The sequence below is a fragment of the Serratia sp. EC4 genome (genome assembly GCF_059652115.1).
On record NZ_JBNIDE010000002.1, the window covers coordinates 570,411 to 591,600 of the forward strand.

At 60.3% G+C, this 21,190-nt stretch carries 20 protein-coding genes; 8 read left to right on the forward strand and 12 right to left on the reverse strand.

The window, feature by feature from the left end:
* Positions 1-137: 137 nt before the first annotated feature.
* The 5 genes from ACP39K_RS09475 to ACP39K_RS09495 all read left to right on the forward strand — a co-directional run bounded on the left by ACP39K_RS09475 (position 138) and on the right by ACP39K_RS09495 (position 7,146).
* Entirely contained in the window at positions 138-3,137 is a 3,000-nt protein-coding gene (locus ACP39K_RS09475) for an autotransporter outer membrane beta-barrel domain-containing protein (RefSeq protein WP_497008447.1), read from the forward strand.
* A 308-nt stretch (positions 3,138-3,445) separates the two neighbouring features.
* Positions 3,446-4,750 carry a methyl-accepting chemotaxis protein gene (locus ACP39K_RS09480; protein WP_048794719.1) on the forward strand — a complete coding sequence of 435 codons (1,305 nt, stop codon included), beginning with the start codon at positions 3,446-3,448 and terminating at the stop codon, positions 4,748-4,750.
* 178 nt (positions 4,751-4,928) lie between these two features.
* Positions 4,929-5,498, forward strand: coding sequence for a TetR/AcrR family transcriptional regulator (locus tag ACP39K_RS09485; RefSeq protein WP_033640930.1), 570 nt, complete (start codon positions 4,929-4,931; stop codon positions 5,496-5,498).
* An 11-nt stretch (positions 5,499-5,509) separates the two neighbouring features.
* A complete protein-coding gene (locus ACP39K_RS09490; RefSeq protein ID WP_033640929.1) occupies positions 5,510-6,148 on the forward strand; it encodes a GNAT family N-acetyltransferase in 639 nt (212 codons plus the stop codon).
* On the forward strand, positions 6,136-7,146 hold the full coding sequence (locus ACP39K_RS09495) for an alpha/beta hydrolase family protein (RefSeq protein ID WP_060444224.1): 1,011 nt from the start codon (positions 6,136-6,138) through the stop codon (positions 7,144-7,146). Before ACP39K_RS09490 ends, ACP39K_RS09495 begins: the two co-directional genes overlap by 13 nt.
* Before the next feature lie 2 nt (positions 7,147-7,148).
* Here ACP39K_RS09495 and ybiO read toward each other — a convergent pair whose 3' ends face one another.
* From ybiO to dps, 6 genes are all read right to left on the reverse strand, one after another.
* Positions 7,149-9,377, reverse strand: a complete 2,229-nt coding sequence (gene ybiO, locus ACP39K_RS09500) for a mechanosensitive channel protein (protein WP_251684524.1) — start codon at positions 9,375-9,377, stop codon at positions 7,149-7,151.
* Positions 9,378-9,531: 154 nt separating this feature from the next.
* Positions 9,532-10,254, reverse strand: coding sequence for a glutamine ABC transporter ATP-binding protein GlnQ (glnQ, locus tag ACP39K_RS09505; protein ID WP_004939230.1), 723 nt, complete (start codon positions 10,252-10,254; stop codon positions 9,532-9,534).
* Entirely contained in the window at positions 10,251-10,910 is a 660-nt protein-coding gene (glnP, locus tag ACP39K_RS09510; protein WP_004939229.1) for a glutamine ABC transporter permease GlnP, read from the reverse strand. Before glnP ends, glnQ begins: the two co-directional genes overlap by 4 nt.
* Before the next feature lie 102 nt (positions 10,911-11,012).
* A complete protein-coding gene (gene glnH, locus ACP39K_RS09515) occupies positions 11,013-11,756 on the reverse strand; it encodes a glutamine ABC transporter substrate-binding protein GlnH (RefSeq protein ID WP_019454486.1) in 744 nt (247 codons plus the stop codon).
* Positions 11,757-12,095: 339 nt separating this feature from the next.
* Positions 12,096-12,362 (reverse strand): DksA/TraR family C4-type zinc finger protein, encoded by a 267-nt coding sequence (locus tag ACP39K_RS09520; RefSeq protein WP_033640926.1) that lies wholly within the window; start codon positions 12,360-12,362, stop codon positions 12,096-12,098.
* A gap of 140 nt (positions 12,363-12,502) precedes the next feature.
* The gene (gene dps / locus ACP39K_RS09525) at positions 12,503-13,006 is read right to left on the reverse strand and encodes a DNA starvation/stationary phase protection protein Dps (RefSeq protein WP_004939215.1); all 504 of its coding nucleotides are present in this window, start codon (positions 13,004-13,006) and stop codon (positions 12,503-12,505) included.
* 357 nt (positions 13,007-13,363) lie between these two features.
* Between dps and ACP39K_RS09530 the strand changes: the two genes are divergently transcribed.
* Positions 13,364-13,915, forward strand: coding sequence for a shikimate kinase (locus tag ACP39K_RS09530; protein WP_048795959.1), 552 nt, complete (start codon positions 13,364-13,366; stop codon positions 13,913-13,915).
* Here the strand turns inward: ACP39K_RS09530 and nanQ are convergent.
* Positions 13,897-14,364 (reverse strand): N-acetylneuraminate anomerase, encoded by a 468-nt coding sequence (gene nanQ, locus ACP39K_RS09535; RefSeq protein WP_197817911.1) that lies wholly within the window; start codon positions 14,362-14,364, stop codon positions 13,897-13,899. The genes ACP39K_RS09530 and nanQ overlap by 19 nt on opposite strands.
* Positions 14,365-14,496: 132 nt before the next feature.
* Positions 14,497-15,384, reverse strand: coding sequence for a threonine/homoserine exporter RhtA (rhtA, locus tag ACP39K_RS09540; RefSeq protein ID WP_004939202.1), 888 nt, complete (start codon positions 15,382-15,384; stop codon positions 14,497-14,499).
* Positions 15,385-15,784: 400 nt separating this feature from the next.
* Between rhtA and ompX the strand changes: the two genes are divergently transcribed.
* Positions 15,785-16,303, forward strand: a complete 519-nt coding sequence (gene ompX / locus ACP39K_RS09545) for an outer membrane protein OmpX (protein ID WP_004939201.1) — start codon at positions 15,785-15,787, stop codon at positions 16,301-16,303.
* 90 nt (positions 16,304-16,393) lie between these two features.
* Here ompX and ACP39K_RS09550 read toward each other — a convergent pair whose 3' ends face one another.
* Positions 16,394-17,374, reverse strand: a complete 981-nt coding sequence (locus ACP39K_RS09550; protein ID WP_033640923.1) for a nitrilase family protein — start codon at positions 17,372-17,374, stop codon at positions 16,394-16,396.
* A 91-nt stretch (positions 17,375-17,465) separates the two neighbouring features.
* Between ACP39K_RS09550 and ACP39K_RS09555 the strand changes: the two genes are divergently transcribed.
* The gene (locus ACP39K_RS09555) at positions 17,466-18,338 is read left to right on the forward strand and encodes a LysR family transcriptional regulator (protein ID WP_060444229.1); all 873 of its coding nucleotides are present in this window, start codon (positions 17,466-17,468) and stop codon (positions 18,336-18,338) included.
* 4 nt (positions 18,339-18,342) lie between these two features.
* Here the strand turns inward: ACP39K_RS09555 and ACP39K_RS09560 are convergent, their stop codons facing one another.
* From ACP39K_RS09560 to otnI, 3 genes are all read right to left on the reverse strand, one after another.
* On the reverse strand, positions 18,343-18,873 hold the full coding sequence (locus ACP39K_RS09560) for a GNAT family N-acetyltransferase (protein ID WP_016928508.1): 531 nt from the start codon (positions 18,871-18,873) through the stop codon (positions 18,343-18,345).
* 63 nt (positions 18,874-18,936) lie between these two features.
* Positions 18,937-20,307: a GntP family transporter gene (locus tag ACP39K_RS09565; RefSeq protein WP_147881579.1), complete on the reverse strand. Its 1,371-nt coding sequence runs from the start codon at positions 20,305-20,307 to the stop codon at positions 18,937-18,939.
* A 106-nt stretch (positions 20,308-20,413) separates the two neighbouring features.
* Positions 20,414-21,190: a 2-oxo-tetronate isomerase gene (otnI, locus tag ACP39K_RS09570; RefSeq protein ID WP_016928506.1), complete on the reverse strand. Its 777-nt coding sequence runs from the start codon at positions 21,188-21,190 to the stop codon at positions 20,414-20,416.

Below are 21,190 nucleotides of genomic sequence, written 5' to 3' on the forward strand. Positions count from 1 at the left end.
CATCAGCATTTCTTAACTGTAGTCATACCTATAAAAACCCCTCCAGGCAGTGTGCAATGTCTCTCTTCGCGAGGTAGGAGACAGGCCGCGGCGCAGCCATGCCGCGAACTTAGTCCATTACACTGACGGGATTTATTATGATTCCTTTAGCGACGCAACAAGAGATCGGCGCCTTAATCATCGGCATTTTCGGGCGTTTGCCGACGACGGCGGAAATCGATTACTACGACAGCGCATTTGATATCGGCAGCCAGCCGCCCGCCTATATGGCCAGTATTCTAATGAGCCAACCTGATGCTGGGTGGATGAGCGGCCAAAGCGAATACGACATTCTCAGCCAGGTTTATTTCTCCGTTTACAATAGCGCTCCCGATCCGGATTACATCAATGCCTTACTGCAACAGGGGCATTTCAACAGCGCTGTCGCCAGCGTCGTCATCGACCTCTTTAACTATCTGGGGGACGATCCGGTGATGCTGGCGCAGCGTGATGCGCTCGATCAGCGCATTGCAGAAGGTTTGTATCCCGGCACGGCCGCCGATGCCGCCGGCGGAAGCGGCGACGCGCAGGCGATGTTTTATCTGCTGCGAGCACCCTGGCAGACCGATGAAATTGCGCATGACGGCAAGCTGCTCAATCAGGGGGGCGATCTGGCTGCGTTGGCGCAGAGCAAGATTGCCACCCTGCCGCTTAACGATCTTTCCGATCATGACTTCATTTTGCATCTGTTCGCTCAGGGATTCGAACGGCCACCGACGGCAACTGAACTGGCCGCTTACCAGCAACGGCTGGCGGAAGGCGCGACGCGCGGCGATCTGCTGGTGGATATGATCGCGCAGTTGCGCGGGGTGGTGGCGCCGGAAGATGCGGCGGCTCAACAGCATTTCAATGCGGCGGGCCAGGAATATTCGCCGGGCGAACTGCCGGCGACCGAGTATCTGGAGCAGATAGCGGCGCTGTTCCGTGCATTGCCCGAGCGGGCGGTGGACAGCGTCTCGCTGGACAATTGGAGCAAGACGCTGGCCTCCGGCACCTTGAGCTATACCGAATTGGTCACGGCCCTTCTGGCGACGCCGGAATTTCAGGCGCAGATCGGTGGTTTACAGGGGGACGACTTTATTCAGCACGTCTATCAGGCGGTGCATGGCCGGGCGGCGAATGAACAGCAGTTGGACCACTACCGGGCGCTGGGCGGCGACAAGGCCCTGGTCACGCAGGCGGTGATCGCCGAGCTGATCAATGCGCCGCCGACAGGTGATGTTCAGTATGAACAGTGGATGTTCGCGCGCGATGTCGGCGCCAGCCTGGCGTATAAAACGACCGCGTCTCTCGCCACCAGCGAGGGGGGAGGCAACGCATCGGGTACGGTGAATACGCATGCTCACCATACGCTGAGCAATGCGGAAACCGCCGTGCTGTTCAGGGTGTTCCTGGATGCTGACGCGGACGTCACGGTTGACCTGAGCTATGCCTCGCAGCTTTCTTACCTGATCGTCAATGGCGACGCTGCGGCGGATATCTGGCTGCATAATAACCCTGCGGCTCGGTATGGGGTGGACATGACGGTAAACAATGCCAATGTGACAGTGCATGGCACTTATGGCGACGATCGGGTGCAGCTCACTTCGCAGGCCGATCTCGCCGCCGCCCAAGGGCACTTTTATCTGAACAACGGCAATGACAGCCTGCTATGGGGAGGCAATGCCGATGGCGGCGCCAATCATGTGGGATGGATATTCAGCGCCGATGGCGGTGACGGGCACGATATTTTGTCCGCCAACCTGATCGTCAAAATGACCTCGACGCTCGATCTCTTTGGCGTGCGCATCAGTACGGTGAGCAGCAATGCCGCCAATTTCAGTCATTTCGAACAGATAGATATGGCGGGTTATATCGGCCAGGCGGAAGCTACGCTGACGCAAATCGGTTGGAACGGTTACAGCACGAAAGCGCTGGCGACGAGTGCTCATGTGTTTGACTACGGGGTGCTGAGCGGCAACGCCACCGTAGAGGGAACGGACGGTGGGACGGTCGTGCAGAGCCGGGCGGCGCAGGCGCTTGGCCGTGAGGGATTGTTGTTGTCCGGCCGGGCGGATAACGTCAAGGTGATCAACGCCAATGCCGATGCGGCGCGCCTTGAAATCAGCGGTATCGGCGATCATGCGGACAGCTGGCTGGAGATAGCCTTCCTTGAGAATGCCACCGATCGTTTCGATCTGTTGTTCTCCGGGCGCGGTAATGCCGGCTCGTTGGCGCTTGACTCGCATGGCGATGAAAATCCATTGACATTGGTTGCCATTAACACCGGCGGCTGGGGAAATGGCGCCTTGACGCTGACGGGGCAAAATGATCAGGTGCAAGACATTACGTTGTCCGGCGGCGCGAATTTCAACCTGACGCTAACGGAGGGGTACACTCAGGTCCGCCAGGTTGACGCTTCGGCCTTCGCCGGTAATGGGTTCACCCTGACGTCCTCTCATGGCGGCAGCGGTGACGGCACGATCATTCAAATGTTGGACTTGCTGCCGTTAAGTGGTGGCGCGCAGGCCAAATTGGCGCCGCTGCTGGAAGATCTTGGGCTACAGGGCGAACAGCTGTTGGTCAAAGGCGGAGGAGGCAGCGATCAATTTAACGTGCAGGGAGACACGACGATCGTCGCCGGCGCAGGGAAAAGCCACGTTACGCTGCAGAGCAGCACGGCGGCGTCAGGCGTGACGTTAAAAGACTTTTCGCTGACGCAGGGCAGCATCGACGATGTGCTTTCGGGCCTGCGGATTGCCCATGGCGCCGGCGCTAAGCTGGCGGATTATGGGGTCAGCGATGCGCAAGGCATGGAGGCGAGAATCAGCGCCCTGACGGCCGAGCAGGGCGGCAGCGCCAGCCAGCTGTTGGCCGCGTTGCTCGATCTCGGTCAGCCTGGCGCGTTGAGCGCCAAGGTCGGGGTCAGCAGCGTTCTCGGCGAGCAAAACAGCAGTTACCTCATTGTCGATAACAATGATGACCACCGTCTGGATGCGGCGGACAGCGTCATCCTGCTCTTGGGGCAGGACCATCAAAGTTTGCTCAATGAACTGCGCTATGTGCCGGAAATCATGCTCAACGGCACGGTGACTGAGCCGGAGCCGCTGGTCGCGTAAGAGGCGATGTGTTAGCTCAACGGCGCCGGTTATCCTGCCGGCGCCGATAAAAATCCGCATTTTACCTTTCAATTTTCATTACTTACGTTATTCTCATTACGCATTTAATAATAAAAATCTTAGGTTGTTGGTTTATTTAAATTCGAATAATTACTTTACTGAATAAATAAATTTAATCCGGTTAATAGCAATAACCAGAAGGTTCGGCGCTGCCCGTTCCTTCCGCGATGGCACGTCTGCGTGTGGGCGCGGCATGTGGCCAGACAAAATAAGAAAAGCGCCATCATCTGCCACAAGGACTACACCTTATGCTGTTACGATTCAGTCAGTTAACTACCCACAAAGGCGCCGAACTGGGCGCGATAGAACACGCCGTTCCCATGATCGTATTCTCGCCCGACGGCACGGTCTTGCGCGTCAACGATCTCTTCCTCAACACGCTGGGATTTCAACGCGATGACGTGATTGGCCGGCATCACCGTATTTTCTGCGATCCGAACTATGTCGCCAGCCCGTTATATCGCAAGCATTGGGAGACGCTGAATAAGGGGCAGCCCATCACGGACACGATAAAGCGCATCGCGAAAAACGGCGAGGCGGTGTGGCTGCAGGGCACCTACGCGCCGGTGCTGAATAAACAGGGTAAGGTGGTGGAAATCGTCAAGATCGCCAGCGAAGTGACCGAGCGAGTGACCCAGGCGCAGGAACACCGCAGCCTGCTGGCGGCGCTGAATCGATCGATGGCGATGATCGCTTTCACGCCGCAGGGCACCATTGTCAGCGCCAACGACAATATGCTGGCGCTGATGGGCTATCGCCTGGAAGAGGCATGCGGGCAGTCGCATGCGGTGCTGTGCCCGCCGGCGTTCGCCGCTTCCGACGATTATCGGCGGCATTGGCAGCGCCTGGCGCGCGGCGAGTTCATCACCGGGCGTTTTGAGCGCGTCAACCGGCGCGGCGAACGGGTATGGCTGGAGGCCAGTTACAACCCGATCCTCGACAATGAAGGCCAGGTGGTGAAAGTGGTGAAGATTGCCCAGGACATCACCCGGCTAATGCAACAGCAGCAGCACGAAGAAGAGATGGTGCGCAACGCGCATCATCTGTCGCTGGATACCGATCGGCAAGCGGCGCAGGGCGCGGTCATCGTGCAGCAGGCGGTGAAAGGCATGCAGCAGGTCGAAGCGGCGGCGCGCGAAACGTCGGGCGTGGTCACCGAGCTTGGCAAGTGCTCTCAGCAGATCGGCACCATCGTCGAAGCCATTCGTAAAATCGCCGCCCAAACCAACCTGCTGGCGATTAACGCCTCCATCGAAGCCGCTCACGCCGGTGAGCACGGGCGCGGTTTTGCGGTGGTGGCCAATGAAGTGCGCACGCTGGCGGAGCAGTCGCGCAAGGCGGCGACCGAGATCGAACGCATGACCAAGTCTATCCAGCAAGGCGTGGCGGCGGCGATCGCCGGCATGGCGACCTGCGTGGAACAGGCCGGCGGCGGTGTGGCATTGACTCACGATGCCGGAGAAGTGATCAACCAGGTCAATATCGGCATGCATGACGTCGTGAAGCTGATGCAGGCGTTTACGTCGGTGAAACAAGGCGACGCGTTGCACTGAGTCTGCCGGACGCCGCCCCTGAAAGCGGGGCGGCGTTTTTATATTCCCGCCGATTTGCACGCCGTTGAGCTGCGGTTCAATTTTACCGGTCTATGCTAAACTTAATGTGAACGAACGTTCGTTCATTCATGTCAATTTATGGCGCCAGGCGCCCCCTTCACCGTTTCGGGAACTGACGATGGGAAACCGAGAAAAGATTGTTGAGGCCGCGCTGCACAGCTTTACCCATAAGGGATTTCACCAGACCAGCATGCGGGATATCGCCCAGGCAGCGGGCGTCAGCGTGGGCAACCTCTATAACCATTTTTCCGGCAAGGAGGCGCTGATCGGCGAGATCGCGCTGCTGGAAAACGGTGTATTCGCCGAGTTCGCCGCCGGATTATTGGCCGACAGAAAGCGGCCGAAAGAGGCGCTGTCGGCCTTTTTCACCGCCTATCACGCTTTTGTCGCCGAACCGGACAATGTGCAACTGTCGGCGGAGATTGTGGCTGAAGTGGCGCGTAACCCGGCATTGGCCGAACCGTTCAGCGCCAACCAGCGGCAGTTGATTGAGGCGCTGGCGACGACGATCGCCGAAGCTCAGCAAATCGGCGAGATAGCGCCGGCGATAGCGCCCTTGCCGCTCGCGCAACTGGTGCTGGACGTGATCGAAAGCCAGGCCTGGCGGCAGGCGATCTTCGCGTCGCCTTCGCCGGAGGCGATCACGCCGGTGCGGCTGTTGGAGCAACTGCTCTACCGCCAACCCTAGTCGAGGTTGATATGTTGCACATTGAGCCTTATCGCGACGCTGACCGGCTGCAAACGGCGGCGTTGATCTACGCCGCGTTCAGCGACAAATTCCAGCGCGCGCGCCGTCTGAGCGCCCGCCTTCAGTGGCGTCTGTTCTATCGGCTGTGGCGTTGGCGGCAAAGCGGCAGCCGGGAGCGCAGCTTCGTGGTGAAACAGAATGAACAGGTGGTGGCGGCTTTTGCCCTCAATGCGGCCGAGGCAGAGGGCGACGGCGGGTTGCGCCCGCGCGCATTGCCGATTTGGCGGCTGTGTCGCCGCTATGGCTGGCTGAACGTTTGGCGCATGTATCTGCAAATGGTGGTGTTGCAGCATGCCCCGGCGGCCGATGAGCTGTATCTCTCTTACCTGGCGGTGGCGGAGAATCAGCGCGGCAAAGGGGTGGGCAGGCGGCTGCTGCAGTGGATGAACGGCTACGCCGCCGAACAAGGCGCAGGCCGGCGCCTGAGCCTGCACGTCAGCCGGCGCAACGTGGATGCGCAGCGTCTGTACCGGCGCTGCGGCTTTCAGGTGCGACGCGAAGAGCATTACGCCTTGCTGGGGCTGCTGTTCGGCCAGGCCGATTGGATATTGATGGAGAAACGCAACGGGGAGACGACGTGCGCAAAATAGGGCTGTGCCTCGTGGCGCTGGTTTTGGCGGCGCTTGGCTGGGTGATTTACGTCAACGACTTTCGCTTTGTCACCGAACCGGTCGCGGTGTCCGCCGGCGGCAATCGGTTGACCGGCACGCTGGTGCTGCCGGAGCATGCGCCGTTCAAGCCCGGCGTGGTGGTGTTCGTGCACGGCGATGGGCCGGCCAACGCCAGCCGCGACGAAGGCTATTACGGCATTTGGGAGGCGATGGCGCAGCAAGGCTATGCGGTTTTATCCTTCGATAAGCCGGGCGTTGGCGGCTCCGGCGGCAACTGGCTGCATCAGACCATGGCGGATCGCGCGCGGGAAACCGCCGATATCATCGACTGGGTCCGGCGAGACGGGCGCTTCGATGCGCGCTGCGTGGGGTTGTGGGGCACCAGCCAGGCGGGGTGGGTGATGCCGGAGGTGGCGCGTTTGCGCCCCGACATCGCCTTCACGCTGGCGTTGGCGCCGGCGATCAACTGGCTGCGACAGGGGCGCTATAACACCCGGGCGGCGATGGCGGCCGCAGGGGATGATGAAGCGCAGATCCAGGCGCGCGAGGCGCATTGGCGCCATATCCAAACGCTGCTCGAACAACCGGACGGCTACGCGCAGTACCGACGTGAGTATGGCGCCGCCGCCGCATTGAGCGCCGACCGCTGGCGCTTTATCCGCGCCAACATGGCCAGCGACGCGACGGCGGGATTGCGGCATTTCGCCACGCCGGTGCACCTGATCCTGGGCGGGCGCGACGTCAACGTGGACGCGGACGAAACCGAGCGTGTGTATCGGCAAACGATCCCGGCCTCGCTGCTGACGGTGACGCGCATCGACGAGGCCGATCACGTGATGGTCAAGCCGCTGTTCGCGCGCCATCCGTGGCTGATCAACGTGGTGGGCCTGTTTGCCCCGCGCTCGGTGCAATACGACGCCTACCGGCAGGACGTGGCGGCCTTCCTGGCCGCTCAGCCCTGCGGGCGCGGGCGCTAACCTCAGATCGCCGCGGGCGGCGCCTGCTCGTCATGCGGCTGCGGCGCGCGGGAAATCTGCATCGCCTGCTGCGGCATGCCGATGCCGGCCCGATCGAAATGGATTTTCACCAGCCGGTCGAGGGCGTATTGCACCACCCACTGTTTCAGCGCCTGCGTGCGCACCGTCACGCGGGTGGTGAACGAGCGATCGCCCAGCGCCACCACGCCGTTGAAGACCGGCTCGCCAATCAGGAAATGCTTCACCTGCTCATCCTGCTTCAGCGCCTCGATGGCCTGATGCAGCACCGCATTGACCCGATCGATGTCCTCGTCACGGCTGACGGTGTAATTGGCGCGGTATACCCCGAACTCACGCGCATAGTTGGCCAGCGTGGTGATCGAAGAGTACGGCACGATGTGATAGACGCCGTAGTCGTCGCGCAGGCCGATCGAGCGGATGGTCATGCGCTCCACGGTGCCGGTGATGCCGCTGACGGTCACGTATTCGCCGGTGTTCATGCCGTTTTCAAACTGGATGAACACGCCGGTGATCACGTCTTTCACCAGCGTCTGGGCACCGAAGCTGATGGCCAGCCCCAGCGCGCCGGCGCCCGCCAGCAGCGGCGCGATGTTCAGTCCGACCTGCGACAGCACGATCATCACGGTGATGGTGCTGATCACGATAGCCAACACGTTGCGAAACAGCGTCAGCAGCGTGCGTTCGCGCGCGCTCGGCCGCACGCCGTTGCTCAGCTCCAGCGCCAGGCGGTGCTCGATGATGCTGGCCATCAGCGTCCAGCTGAACACGGCGATCAACAGGATCAGCAGAATATGCACCAGCCCGCCGAGCGTCCGCTGGCCATTTTCGCTGCCCGCCCACTGGTACAGATTAATCAGATGCCAGGCATCGAGCAGGAACAGCGTCACCGCCAGCACCACCATCACCCGCAGTATCTTCAGCCCGTTCGGGATGTAGGAGTTGATGCGCCGCTCGAGCATCGGGTAGCGCAGATTGACGTCGGTCGGCAGTGAAATGCGGCGGAAAATCCAGCGGGTCAGCATGCCGGACAGCAGCGCGCCGACGCCGACCACCAACAGGCTTTTCACCGTGGCGCTCATCATAAAGCGCAGGCTGTTGCCGATGTCGAACTGGGACAGCACGAACAACACCAGAAAATAGGCGATCGCCAGCAGATGCCAGATATGCCCCAGGCCGCGCAGGATCACGCTGAAAAACGCCATCGACCGTTCGGCCAGCAGGTTGATCTGTTGCTGTATCGGCTTGCGGTTGTGCAGGATCAGCCAAATGGCGTACAGCGTCAGCGCCAGCATCACCACCAGGTTGACGGTGGCGGCGGCCGGGTAGCTTATTTGTACCGCCACCACCGGCACCACCACCATCAGGCCGTAGCCGATCAGGCCGCTGAGCCAGGCGAGGCGCGTGTTCCAGTAGTGCGCGCTCCGGTCGCTGAAGGGGAAGGGGCGCAGATAGTCGAAGTTGGGGGCGAAAATCAGCCGCAGCACCGCCTTGAAAAATTCAATCACCGCGAAGGCGCTGAGAAACAGGGTCTGCAGCCGCAGAATGGTGGTGCTGTCGGCGTGGACGTGGCGGGCGAACAGATTGCCCGCCGCCAGCGCCAGCAGCAGCACCAGCAGATCGATGGCGAAAGCGCCGAGAATGGCGGCAGGGCGTTTATACCACGGGCCGCGCTGTAGCCGCGCATTGTGTCCCCAACTGCCCATGCGTTTGTACAGCGGCGCGATCAGCCGCCGGATCAGGTGGAACAGCGCAAAGGTGACCGCCACCGTCAGCAGAAAGTAGCCCAGCGCGCGGAAAAAGCCGGCGGGATTGAAAACGCGCTTCGGGCCGGAGTCGATCAGCTTTTGCAGCGCGCCAAGCTTTTGGTTAAAGGTGCCGATGCCTTCCTGCGCCAGCGAGTTCAGGCTGTCGCTCAGCGTAGCGGGCGTCGATTCTTCCGGCGTTGCCGGCGTTGCCGGCGCGGCGGCAGGGGCGTCGCCGGCGGTCTGTTTCAGGTGGTTGATGAGTTCCGCGCGCGCTTTGTCGTCTTGCAGCAGATCGGCCAGCGCGGCGTAGGCGGCTTTCTGCTGCTCGCTCTTGTCGGCGGGCGCGGACGGCGCATTTTGCGCCAGGGCCGGTGGTGCGAAGACGTTCAGGGCCAGCAACAGCAGCAGGAAAAGCAGGTGTTCTCGCAGATGAGAACCTCGTCGGGAGTATGCGTTTGGCGGCATGGTTCCTCTCTTTGGCGTTCTGTGATCGGCGGATATAAAAGCAATACGATGAAAAACAATGAATATAGTAGGAAAGGTGGCGCGACGGGGCGTGGGAGAGCGTGCGGAATGAAAGCGGCGGGCGCGTGGCGCGCCCGCCGTTAAACCGCCTGGGTCAGGACACGTGCTGCAGGAACTCCTGCAGACGCGGGCTTGGCGGATGATTGATCAGATCGTGCGGATTGCCGTCTTCGGCAATCCGGCCCTTGTCGATAAAGATCAGGCGCGACGCCACTTTTTCGGCAAAGCCGACTTCATGAGTGACGATGACCATCGTCATCCCTTCTTCGGCCAGATCCTGCATGACCTTCAGCACTTCGTGGCGCAGTTCCGGATCGAGCGCGGAGGTCGGCTCGTCGAACAGCATCATTTTCGGCTTCACCGCCAGCGCGCGCGCGATCGCCACGCGCTGCTGCTGGCCGCCCGACAGTTCGGACGGGTAGTGGTGGGCGCGCTCCGCCAGACCGACCTTGGCCAGCAGCTCGCGCGCCAGCTTTTCCGCATCGGACTTCTTCGCGCCGCGTACGCGGATCGGGCCGAAGGCGACATTTTCCAGCGCCGTCAGGTGCGGGAACAGATAGAACTGCTGGAACACCATGCCGGCTTCCTGGCGGATCAACCGATCGTCCACTTTCGGATCGTTGGCTTTCAGGCCGTCGACGATCAGATCGCCGCTGGTCACCTCTTCCAGCTTGTTGATGCAGCGCAGCAGGGTGGATTTGCCGGAGCCGGACGGCCCGATGATCACCACCACTTCGCCTTTGTCGATCTTCAAATCGATGTTGTGCAGCACCTGGGTTTGGCCAAAATGCTTGGAGACGTTTTTAAATTCAATCACAGGATTTTCATCCTTCTTTCCAGACGACGCAGCACGAAGCTCAGCACCAGGGTAATAATCAGGTAGATAACCGCCACGGCGCTCCAGATTTCCAGCGCGCGGAAGTTACCGGCAATAATTTCCTGACCCTGACGGGTCAGCTCCGCCACGCCGATCACGATGAACAGCGAGGTGTCTTTGATGCTGATGATCCACTGGTTGCCCAGCGGCGGCAGCATGCGGCGCAGCGCCAGCGGCATAATGACGTAGCGGATGGTTTCGCGGCGCGACAGGCCGAGCGCCAGGCCGGCCTCGCGGAAACCGTTATGGATAGACAGCACCGCGCCGCGGGTGATTTCCGCGATGTAGGCGCCGGAGTTGATCATGATGGTCACCACCGCCGCGGTGAACGGATCGATGCGCAAATCGGTGAACGCCATCGGCAGGGCGAAGTAAATGAACATCACCTGCACCACGATCGGCGTGCCGCGGATCACTTCGATAAACACCAACGCGATGTGGTTGGCGATCCAACCGCCGTAGGTGCGGGCAAAGCCGGCGACGAGGCCGATGATCAGGCCGCCAATCAGACCGAGGACCGAAATCCACAGGGTCATTTTGGCGCCCTCTAACAAGATAGGAATGGCGGGCCAGATGGCGCTCCAGTCGAACTGCATGATATTTCTCCCGGTGATCCCAAACGTGGGTATCAGATACAACGAAGCGCAGGGGGTTAAGCGCCCCCTGTGCTTAAGTTAATAGCTTGCCAAATTCACAGCTTACTTAGGTTCGGTGCCGAACCACTTCTTGTAGATTTCGTTATAGGTGCCGTTCTCGCGCAGGGTTTTCAGCGCGCCGTTCACCTTCTCGCGCAGCGCGTCGCTGCCTTTAGGGAAGGCGATGCCATACTGCTGCGCTTCCAGTGAATCGCCGACGGTTTTGAACTTGCCGGCGCCGGCCGTCTTAATGAAGTATAGGATGTTTGGCGTGTCGTGCAGCACCGCGTCGGCGCGCTTGGTGCCCAGTTCCATGTAGGCGTTGTCAATGTTCGGGAACTGACGCAGATCCTTGGTTTTGATGTGCTGCTTGGCGTAATCCACCGAGCCGGTGCCGCTCTTCACCGCCACCACTTTGCCGTTCAGATCGTCGATGCTTTTCACGCTGTTGTTGTCGGCGTTGACCATCACCAGCAGGCCGCTCTTGTAGTAACCGTCGGAGAAGTCGATGGCTTTCTTGCGCTCATCGGTGATGGTGATGCCGGCCAGCGCCAGATCGACGTTTTTGGTCTGCAGCGCCGGAATGATGCCGCCGAAGTCCATCGGTTTCAGGGTGTAGTCCAACTTCAGCTCTTTGGCGACGGCGGCCCACAGGTCGATGTCGAAGCCGACGTATTTGTCGCCTTGTTTGAACTCAAAAGGAACGAATGCGGTGTCGGTGGCGACCACCAGTTTGTCTGCTGCGTGGGAACTTACGGCAAAGGCCAGAGAGAGTGCGGCCAGGGAGACTTTAAAAATCGACTTCATGAGAGGAATTCCTGTACAGGTTGCGGATTACCCATTTTTTATATTGCAGTTGGTGCCATGAAAAAATCGTGCCATGTTTTCAACTACTATAAAAACAAAGAGTTACTTCGTGATGTTGTGCCGGAAAGGCGAATTGTTATGGTTGTGCACCACAATGAGGCACTAAAATGGTGCGTAAGAATTATCTTGGTGCACGGGGCTATCATTAACCAAATTTTGGCTGTGAAACAACCGTTCTTTAACGTTTTTGCTTCAATATTGATAACTAACTCTAACTTTCATGATGCACCGACGGTGCAAGCGGGGGCCGCGAGAGGAGAAAAAGGGGAGCAGATAATGCTAACGCAACTGGCTGTCTTTGCTGCCGCGCCGGTTGTACAGGCTGGTGGCCGCGTGTTTTTTGTCTTGTTCGGTCTGGCAGGCGAGGCAATAACGCACGCCTTTTAACGCCTTGCGGCGCGCCTCGGGGATCGGTTCTCCGCATTCCTGGCAATAGCGTTCGCTCTCGCCGTGCCCGAGCGCTTCACGCGCGCGCTGCACCGCATCGTCGACGGTGGAATCAATCTGATCTTGTACGGCGCCGTCCGCCGCCCAGCCGCTGGCCATCATCACCTCCTGACAAGGAAACCCTACCGTTTAATATGGGCCGTTTTTTGTACAATGCAACGGTCGTGCAAAAGAAAACAGGCCGGGCGAAGCCCAGCCTGCGCTGCCCGGAACAACGGGCGATCTGCAACGCTTTCGCGTTATTCGATATTGGATTCGATGAACCACAGGAATTTGTCCAGATCGCGCGAGGCGGCGGTGAACATATCGGCGGTGTCTTCGTCTTCCACTTCGGTAATGGCTTTGCGGATGTCATTCGCGACCGCGCCGTAGCGATCGGCCAGCGCTTTCAGGTGCTCTTGCACGCTGTGGATATTGGTCGGGTAGCTTTTCAGCGGCGTCCGATCGTTCACCACCTGTACGGTGCCCAGCGCCACGCCGCCCAGTTGCACCACGCGTTCGGCGAAGGTGTCCTGATGCTCGATGATGGCGGTGCGGAAGCCGTCCAGCATTTCATGGACCGCAATGAAGTTCGCGCCGCGCATGTTCCAGTGCGCCTGTTTGGTGATCAACGAAAGATCGATAAATTGCACGACCTGATGGTTCAGCGCCTTGATGGCGGCCAGTTTAACTTTTTCGTCCAGATCGTTACGGGTATACAGCAGATCAGAAGATTTCGTTTTCACCAGTTTAGCGGTACTCATATCAGATATCCTCTTGATTAGTCGTTGTCCTATTTCGTTACGGGATCAATTATAGCAGGGCTGTTTATTTTTGCCGGACGAAAATGGCTATTGCACAAATAGGGTTAGCCTACGAATAATTGGTCTGGTTGAATTTTTATTTAATGCAACAGCATGAAAAATATAATTATTTATCATTCACTGATTTATTATTTATGGCTGTGAAAATTTACCTTGGTTATTTTATTTTTTCGCCTGCGGGTTTCGGCTAAATATCCGCTTTGTTATCGTGGTGTTAATTTCTCATCCATTCATATTGATAGCGGTAATTGATGCCGCTACAGTAGGGCAATTATCCTCTCTCTTTATAGGCGAATAATGAAAATTAACGTCGTCGGCACCAGCGGCAGCGGTAAAAGCACCCTGGCGCGTCAACTGGCGGAGCGGCTTGGCGTGCCCTATATCGAGATGGACAGGCTGTATTGGCGGCCCGAATGGCAGGGAACGCCCGATGACGCGTTCCTGGCGCGGCTTGAACAGACGCTGGCCGAAGCGGGGGATGGCTGGGTGCTGGACGGCAATTACAGCCGCACGCAACCGATCAAGTGGCGCGAGGTCGATTATATCCTGTGGCTGGACTACGGTTTCTGCCGCACGTTGTGGCAAGCCGTGCGGCGCGCGTGCCGACGCGCGGCCAGCAAAAGCGAGCTGTGGCCGGGCACCGGCAATCGGGAAAGCTTCCGCCGTTCTTTCTTTAGCCGCGAGTCGATCGTGCTGTGGACGATCCGCACTTACTCGAAGAACCGGCGAAAATACCTGGCGGAGATGGCCCGTCCCGACGCCGGACGCCGTTTCAAGCGCTTGCGCTCTCCCCGCCAGGCCGCCGATTTTCTACGGGCGCTGCCGCAGGCTCACAGCAGCAGGCGGTGATGGATCCTCACCACCGCTTTCTTGACGTGCTGCGGCTGCTGCCACACGCAGCCGGTCTTATGCGGTTCCATCTGGAAAAAGATCGCGAACATACCGTGCGTCATGTGCAGCGTTTGCGGGTGGCGTTTGATGTCCAGCAGCAGCAGGTCGCTATTTTCTGCATGCGGATGTTCGCGATGCCAGTCGCCCGCCAGGCCGTATTCGATGCGTTCTTCGCCGCTGATCAGCAGATGCAGCGCGATGTACTCCTGATGCATTTCGGCACGCTTTTCCGCCGCCGGCACGGTGGTCAGCGTCATCACGTCCATAAAGATGTTATCGCCGTCGATCGGGTGATGGCCCAGCGCCAGTTCGGGCAGGTCGCATCGGCGCAACTCGGTCAGGGTTGAAACCAGCGCTGGCGCGAGTCCGCGGCCGAAGCGTGGGTTGAACAGGCTGTTGTGAATCACTGTTATTCTCCATGTGAGCGAAAGTCCAAAGAGCCTGCGATACAGGCTAAGGGGAAGTATGCCGATTTGTCACGAGGAAAACAGTTAACCCGCCTGCATTCCGGCGTTGCGGTCGGCAGGCGAGTCAGGCGATCAGGAAAGGCTTTCGAGGCGCGGTTTGGGGCGAATGGTCAGGGCGGAACCCATGGAGGCGGCGATGATCGCCGCCAGCGCCAACCATTGTACGCCGCTCAGGTGTTCGCCGAGGAACAGCATGCCGGACAGCGCCGCCATCGCCGGCTCCAGGCTCATTAAGGTGCCGAAAGTGCGCGCCGGAATTTTGGGCAGCGCGATGATCTCCAGCGAATAAGGCAGCGCGGTGGAGAGGATCGCCACCGCCAGCGCGACCGGCAGAATATCGAGGTTGAACAGCACGCTGCCGGTTTGCCAGGCGCCGATCGGGCAGAACACCAACGCGGCGATCAACGAACCGAGCGCCACCGTGCCGGGGCCGTGATCGCCGCCGGCCTTTTGGCCGAAAATGATATAGACCGCCCAGCAGGCGCCGGCGCCGAGCGCACAGGCGGCGCCGAACGGATCGATCCCGCCTACGCCGTGGCCGAGCGGCAACAGGAACCACAACCCGGCGATCGCCAGCGCCACCCAGAGAAAGTCGATCGGCCGCCGTGACGAGAACATGGCCACCGCCAACGGGCCGGTAAACTCCAACGCCACGGCGATGCCGAGCGGCACGGTGCGCAGCGACAGGTAGAACAGGTAGTTCATCGCGCCGAGCGACAGGCCGTAAATCAGCAGCGGCAAGCGGCTGCCGGCGACGATGCGCATACGCCACGGGCGGAAGATAATGAACAGAATCAGGGTGCCGATGAAAAGACGCAGCGTCGTAATGCCTTCCGCGCCCACGATCGGGAACAGGCTTTTGGCCAACGAGGCACCGCTTTGGATAGACACCATGGCGATGATTAACAGACAGATGGGCAGCAGCGCGGAGGGCGCTCTGCCGGAAGTAGATAACGACATCCTTAACGGGCCTTTTTTGCGCCGTTCCTCAGCCTTGAGAAAACGGTCGAAACGGGGATGCGAGCAGTGTAAATGAAATGGCGAAAATCTGTCTGAGAAAAGCGCGCATCGCGGTGAAATCCGCCGATCCTCGGATGAGATGTGGCGAATTTGGTCAAAAAGTGCGCTTTTTCTTAGGAATTATCTGGATATTAAATTGGTGATTTTTGTCACAGAACGCCGTAGAATACGGCCGAAAATAGAGCGAAAAGAAGCAGATACACTGTTCTTGAAATCTTCTGTTACACGATATAAAGCATTAGACACTCATTTCAAGGCAGAGTTTCACGCTAATTTTTGTTATATTTTCAAAGCATGAACAAATGGATGTACTTAATAATAAAACGCGTTTGAGGTGGTTATGAAAAAAATTGCATGTCTTTCCGCAGTAGCAGCTTGCGTATTAGCAGTTAGCGCAGGTACCGCATTCGCTGGTCAGAGCACCGTATCCGCTGGCTATGCGCAGGGTGATCTCCAAGGCGTTGCTAACAAGGCCAACGGTTTCAACCTGAAATACCGTTACGAGTTCGACAACAACCCACTGGGTGTGATCGGCTCCTTCACCCACCTGGAAAAAAATCGTTCTGAAAGCGGTTTCTACAAGAAATCTCAGTACGATTCCATCACCGCAGGTCCAGCTTACCGCTTCAACGACTGGGCGAGCATCTACGGTGTGATCGGTGTTGGCTACGGCAAAAACATCGACAACGCCCAGGCTGGCGGTAACAAAGGTGGCAACAGCGACTACGGCTTCACCTACGGTGCCGGTCTGCAGTTCAACCCAATCGAAAACGTTGCCCTGGACGTTGGCTACGAGCAGAGCCGCATCCGCAGCGTGGACGTTGGCAGCTGGAACGTTGGCGTAGGCTACCGCTTCTAAGATTTCTTCATGCCTGCGGGCGTGAATGCGCGGCACAGGTTGCCGCGCGGATAAAAAATCCGCCTTCGGGCGGATTTTTTTTATCTGTCATTAGCCGCCGCGCCCCGTCGGCTGCGTCGAAAAGCGCGCGCTGCGGGCATCGCGCTCATAGCCTTGCGGTTCGGTCAGTAAACCGTACAGCTCGGGGCGGCGTCCGTAAATCCAGCGGCGGCCGGTGCTGAGCGGGATCAGCGTCAGATCGAGATCGGCGCTGACCAGCCGGTCCTCCGCCGCCCAGGTCTCCGCCACGATGCGGCCGTAGGGATCGAGGATCATCGCATTGCCGGTGCGTACCTCATCGTCATCGCGGCCCACGCCGTTGCTGAACAGCAAAAACAGCCCGTTGTCATGAGCGCGCGAGGGCAGCCAGCGCATCAGCCAGCCGCGGCCGTGTTCGCCGCGAAAGGCGGCTTCTATCGCCTGCGGATCTTCCGCTCGCCGTTGCCACAGCGCCTGTGGGATCGGCTTCATACCGTGCGGGCTGCGCGAATGGGTGCCGCCGGTCTGGTGCGGGGCCATCAACACCTCCGCGCCCAGCAGCGCCGTCGCGCGCGCATTCTCCACCAGATTGTTGTCCCAACAGATCAATACGCCCACGCGCACGCCCCAGGGGGTGTCGAACACCGTATAGCGATCGCCGCTGGCGAGAGCCGGATGTTCGAAGGCATGCAGTTTACGGTGCACATGCAGCGCGCCGTCCGGCAGGCATACGGCGTAGGCGTTGTAGCAACGGCCGTCATCGCCCAGCTCGATCAGCCCGACGCCGATCGCCATGTTGTAACGCTCTGCCAGCGGGCGAATGCGCGCCAGCGAAGGGCTGGCCGCGATCGGTTCCGCCAGCGCCCGCACTTCGGCGTCGGACAGATGGCGTACGTGCCAATAGCCGGTGATGCACATTTCCGGGAAGGCCAGCAGCTGTACCTGCTGCTCGGCCGCCTGAGCGATAAAGCGCTCGATGGTCGACAGGTTGTAATTTTTATCGTTGGCGCGATGCTGGAATTGCACCGTGGCGGCGCGCAATGAGATGGTCATGGGGTCTCTCCGGTTAGGGTCTGCGTTGATTACAGCAGGTGGATTGATTACTGTATAATCAATTAAATTCCCTATTCGATAACTTAATGGAATGGATATAAAACAACTGCGCGCCTTGGTGGCGCTGGCCGAACAGGGTAACTATCGTCAGGCGGCGAGCCGGCTATGCATCAGCCAACCGGCGCTGAGCAAGCAAATTCAGGCGCTGGAAACCCAGCTCGGCGTTCGATTGTTCGAGCGTGGCCGACAGGGGGCGGTGCTCACCGCCGGCGGGCAGCGGCTCTACCCGGAGGCGCAGGCGCTGGTGGCGCAGTACCAGCAGTTTCAGCGGCGCGCGCGGCGGGTGGCCCTCGGGGAAGCGGGGCGGCTGTCGCTGGGATTTGGCCTTTCCAGCTTTCATCTGGCGCCGCAGCTGGTGGCGGCCTTTCGCCAACGGTTCCCCGAGGTGGCGATCGGTCTGGAGGACTTGCCGTCGGAACGCCAGTATCAGCTGTTGCTGCAGGGAGAGTTGCAGGCGGGGTTCGTGCGCTTGCCGGTCAATACGCCGCTGTGCGGCGTGGCATTGCTGAGCGATCGGTTGGTGCTGGCCGCGCCGGGCGCGCTGGCGCTGCGCGCCGACGATTTGATGGCGCGTTTCAATCAGTTGCCGCTGTTGCAATTGACGCCCAAACGCGGGCGCGGGCTGAGCGATCAGTCGCTGCGGTTTATCGCCGCTCACCGGTTGACGCCGAATGTGGTGCAGCAGGCCGGTGATATCCAAACGTTGTTGGCGTTGGTTGCCGCCGGCGTCGGTGTCGCGCTGCTGCCGCACAGCATCACGCATATCGCGCCGGCCGGTATCGACATTTTACCGCTGAGCGGCGAGGAGACGGAGTGGCAGGTCGGTATCGCCTGGGATCCGCAGCGCGCCGACGCGCTGCGGGACAACTTCATTCAGACGGCGTTGACGGTGCAACGCGCTTAGGCATTCAAAGCGGGCAATGCATCACGACAATCGGGCTCTGGTGATACTCGCTGCGGTGGCTTTCGCTAAAGCCGACTTTTTTCGCCAGCGCCAGCGAGGCCTGGTTTTCCGGCGAGATGATGCAGACGGTTTGCGCGCCCGGCAGATGCGTCTTACCCCAGGCCAGCGCCGCCCGCAGCGCCTCGGTGGCGTAGCCTTTGCCGTGCGCCGAGCTCACCAGCGTCCAGCCCATTTCCGGCGCGTCGAGCGCCGGGGTGATGTCGCGCAGGAAGTTGGAGAAGCCGATGCTGCCGAGATACTCGCCGCTTTGTTTGTCACGCACCGCCCAATACCCGTATCCCAGCAGCGCCCAGTGGCCGACGTAGCGCATCAGGCGCCCCCAGGAGTCTTCCCGGTCGCGCGGCGTGCCGCCGATATAGCGCACCACCAGCGGATCGGCCCACAGCGCGGCCAGCGAGTCGAAGTCGTCCAGCGTGTGCGCGTCCAGCCGCAGGCGTTCGGTGATAAGCGTTGGCGCGGTGTTGATTACGGTCATGTTGCTGCTCCTGCACAGGGTGAAAGGCGATGAAAAACAACGGCGTTCAGTATGCCAGAGAAATCACACCGCCAGCCACAACAGCCAGGTGAACAGAAAGCCGCTCAGACCGAGCAGGGTGGTCAGCACCGTCCAGGTCTTCAGGCCATCGGCCACCGACAGCCCCAAATAGCGCGTGACGATCCAAAAACCGGAGTCGTTGACGTGGGAAAGCCCCAGCCCGCCAAAACAGGTCGCCAACGTCACCAGCACCAGCTGCAGCTGATTCAGCCCGCTGACCGCTTCCGACAACAGGCCACCGGTGGTCAGGATCGCCACGGTGGCGGAACCCTGTGAAGCGCGCAGCGCCAGCGAAATGATAAAGGCGGCGGGCACCAGCGGCAGGCCGATGGCCGTCAGTACTTCGGCCAGCGCCTTGCCGACGCCGGATTCCACCAGCACCTTGCCGAACACGCCGCCCGCGCCGGTCACCAGGATCACCACCGCGGCGGTCGGCAGCGCGGCGCCCATCACGTCGCTGGCGTGTTGCAGGCTCCAGCCGCGGCGCAGCGCCAGGAAGTAGAAGGCCAGCAGCAGGGCTATCATCAGCGCCACCGCCGGCGACCCCAGCAGAGACAGCGCATCGCGCAGCGCCGAGCCTGCCGGCAACAGCGTGGCGGAGACGGTGCCGAGCATGATGATGGCGATCGGGATGACGATCAGCGCCGCCACCAGGCTGGCGCCGGGCGGGTTGATGCGATCGCTGAGCGGCGCGTGATCTTCCGGCCGCGGCTCCGGCGCCGCCAGCTGCAGCTGTTCCAGCACCTCTATCGATAACGGATAGGTTTTGCGGTTGAGGTAGTTGGCGGCGAAATAGCCGATCACGCCGACCGGAATACAGATCGCGAGGCCGATGATGGTCAGCCAACCGATGTCGGCGTTGAGCAGGCCGGCGGCGGCGACCGGGCCGGGGTGCGGCGGCAGCGCGACGTGTACCGTTAACATCACGCCGGCCATCGGCAGGCCGAACTTCAGCGGCGACACTTTGGCGACCTTGGCGAAGCCGTAAATAATCGGCGCCAGAATGATAAAGCCGACGTCGAAGAAGACCGGAATGCCGAGGATAAATGCGGCGAGGGTCAGCGCGGCGACGGTATGTTTCGGCCCCAGCCCCTGGCTGAAGCGTTGCGCCAGCGACTCGGCGCCGCCCGAGTGTTCGATCATGCGCCCGAGCATCGCCCCCAGACCGATGATGATGGTCACCGAGCCGAGCACGCCGCCCATCCCGGCGGTCATCACTTTCATCACTTCACCGGTCGGAATGCCGCTGGCCAACGCCACCAGCAGACTGACCACCAACAGCGCGACAAAGGGTTGCACCTTCGCCTTGATCACCATCAATAACAGCAGCACCACGCCGAGTACGGCAATCAGCAACAGCAGAGAGGTAGACATGAAAAAAGCCTTTCGTTGGGTAAGCGTTGGGCACCGCGATCGCCGCGTGGCGATACGGGTGCGCTTCATTGTTATAAAATCGTTTTCCTGGTGTCGGCGTGCGGCTTTAGCGGTAAGGCTTCAGCCAGCCGAGTCCGGCGGCGGTGTCGCCGCGCGGGCGGTATTCGCAACCGATCCAGCCCTGATAGCCGAGCGCATCCAGCTTGTCGAACAGCCACGGGTAATTCAGTTCGCCCTCGTCCGGTTCATGACGATCCGGCACCGAGGCTATCTGGATATGCGCGTAGCGCCCGGCCAGCGTTTCCAGCAGCCCGCTGATATTGCCGTCCACTAACTGCGCGTGGAAAAAGTCGAACTGGATGAACACGTTCGGTCTCTCGATCGCCGCCACCGCTTCCGCCGCCTGATGTTGACTGGCGAACAGGTAGTCGGGCTTGACCGGCGGGCTGAGCGCTTCGATCAGCACCTTGACGCCGTGCGGGGCGAAGGCGTCGGCGGCATAGCGCGCATTGGCGATAAAGGTGTCGAGATAACGCTGCCGATCCGCGCCCGCGGGCACCACGCCGGCCATCAGGTGCACGCAGGGGCAGGAAAGGGCGATGGCGTAGGCCAGCGCGCGATCGATATCAGCGCGCGCATCTTGCTCGCGGCCCGGCAGCGCCGCCAGCCCCCATTCGCCGGCGGCGACATCGCCGGGCGCGGTATTGAACAGCACCTGTTGCAGGCCGTGTTCGCGCAGCTTTTCGGCCAACAGCTCGGCGGGATGTTCGTAAGGGAACAGGAATTCCACCGCGCTGAAGCCTTGTTCGGCAGCGGCGGTGAAGCGATCGAGGAACGGCACCTCGGTAAACATCATCGATAAATTGGCGGCAAATTTAGGCAT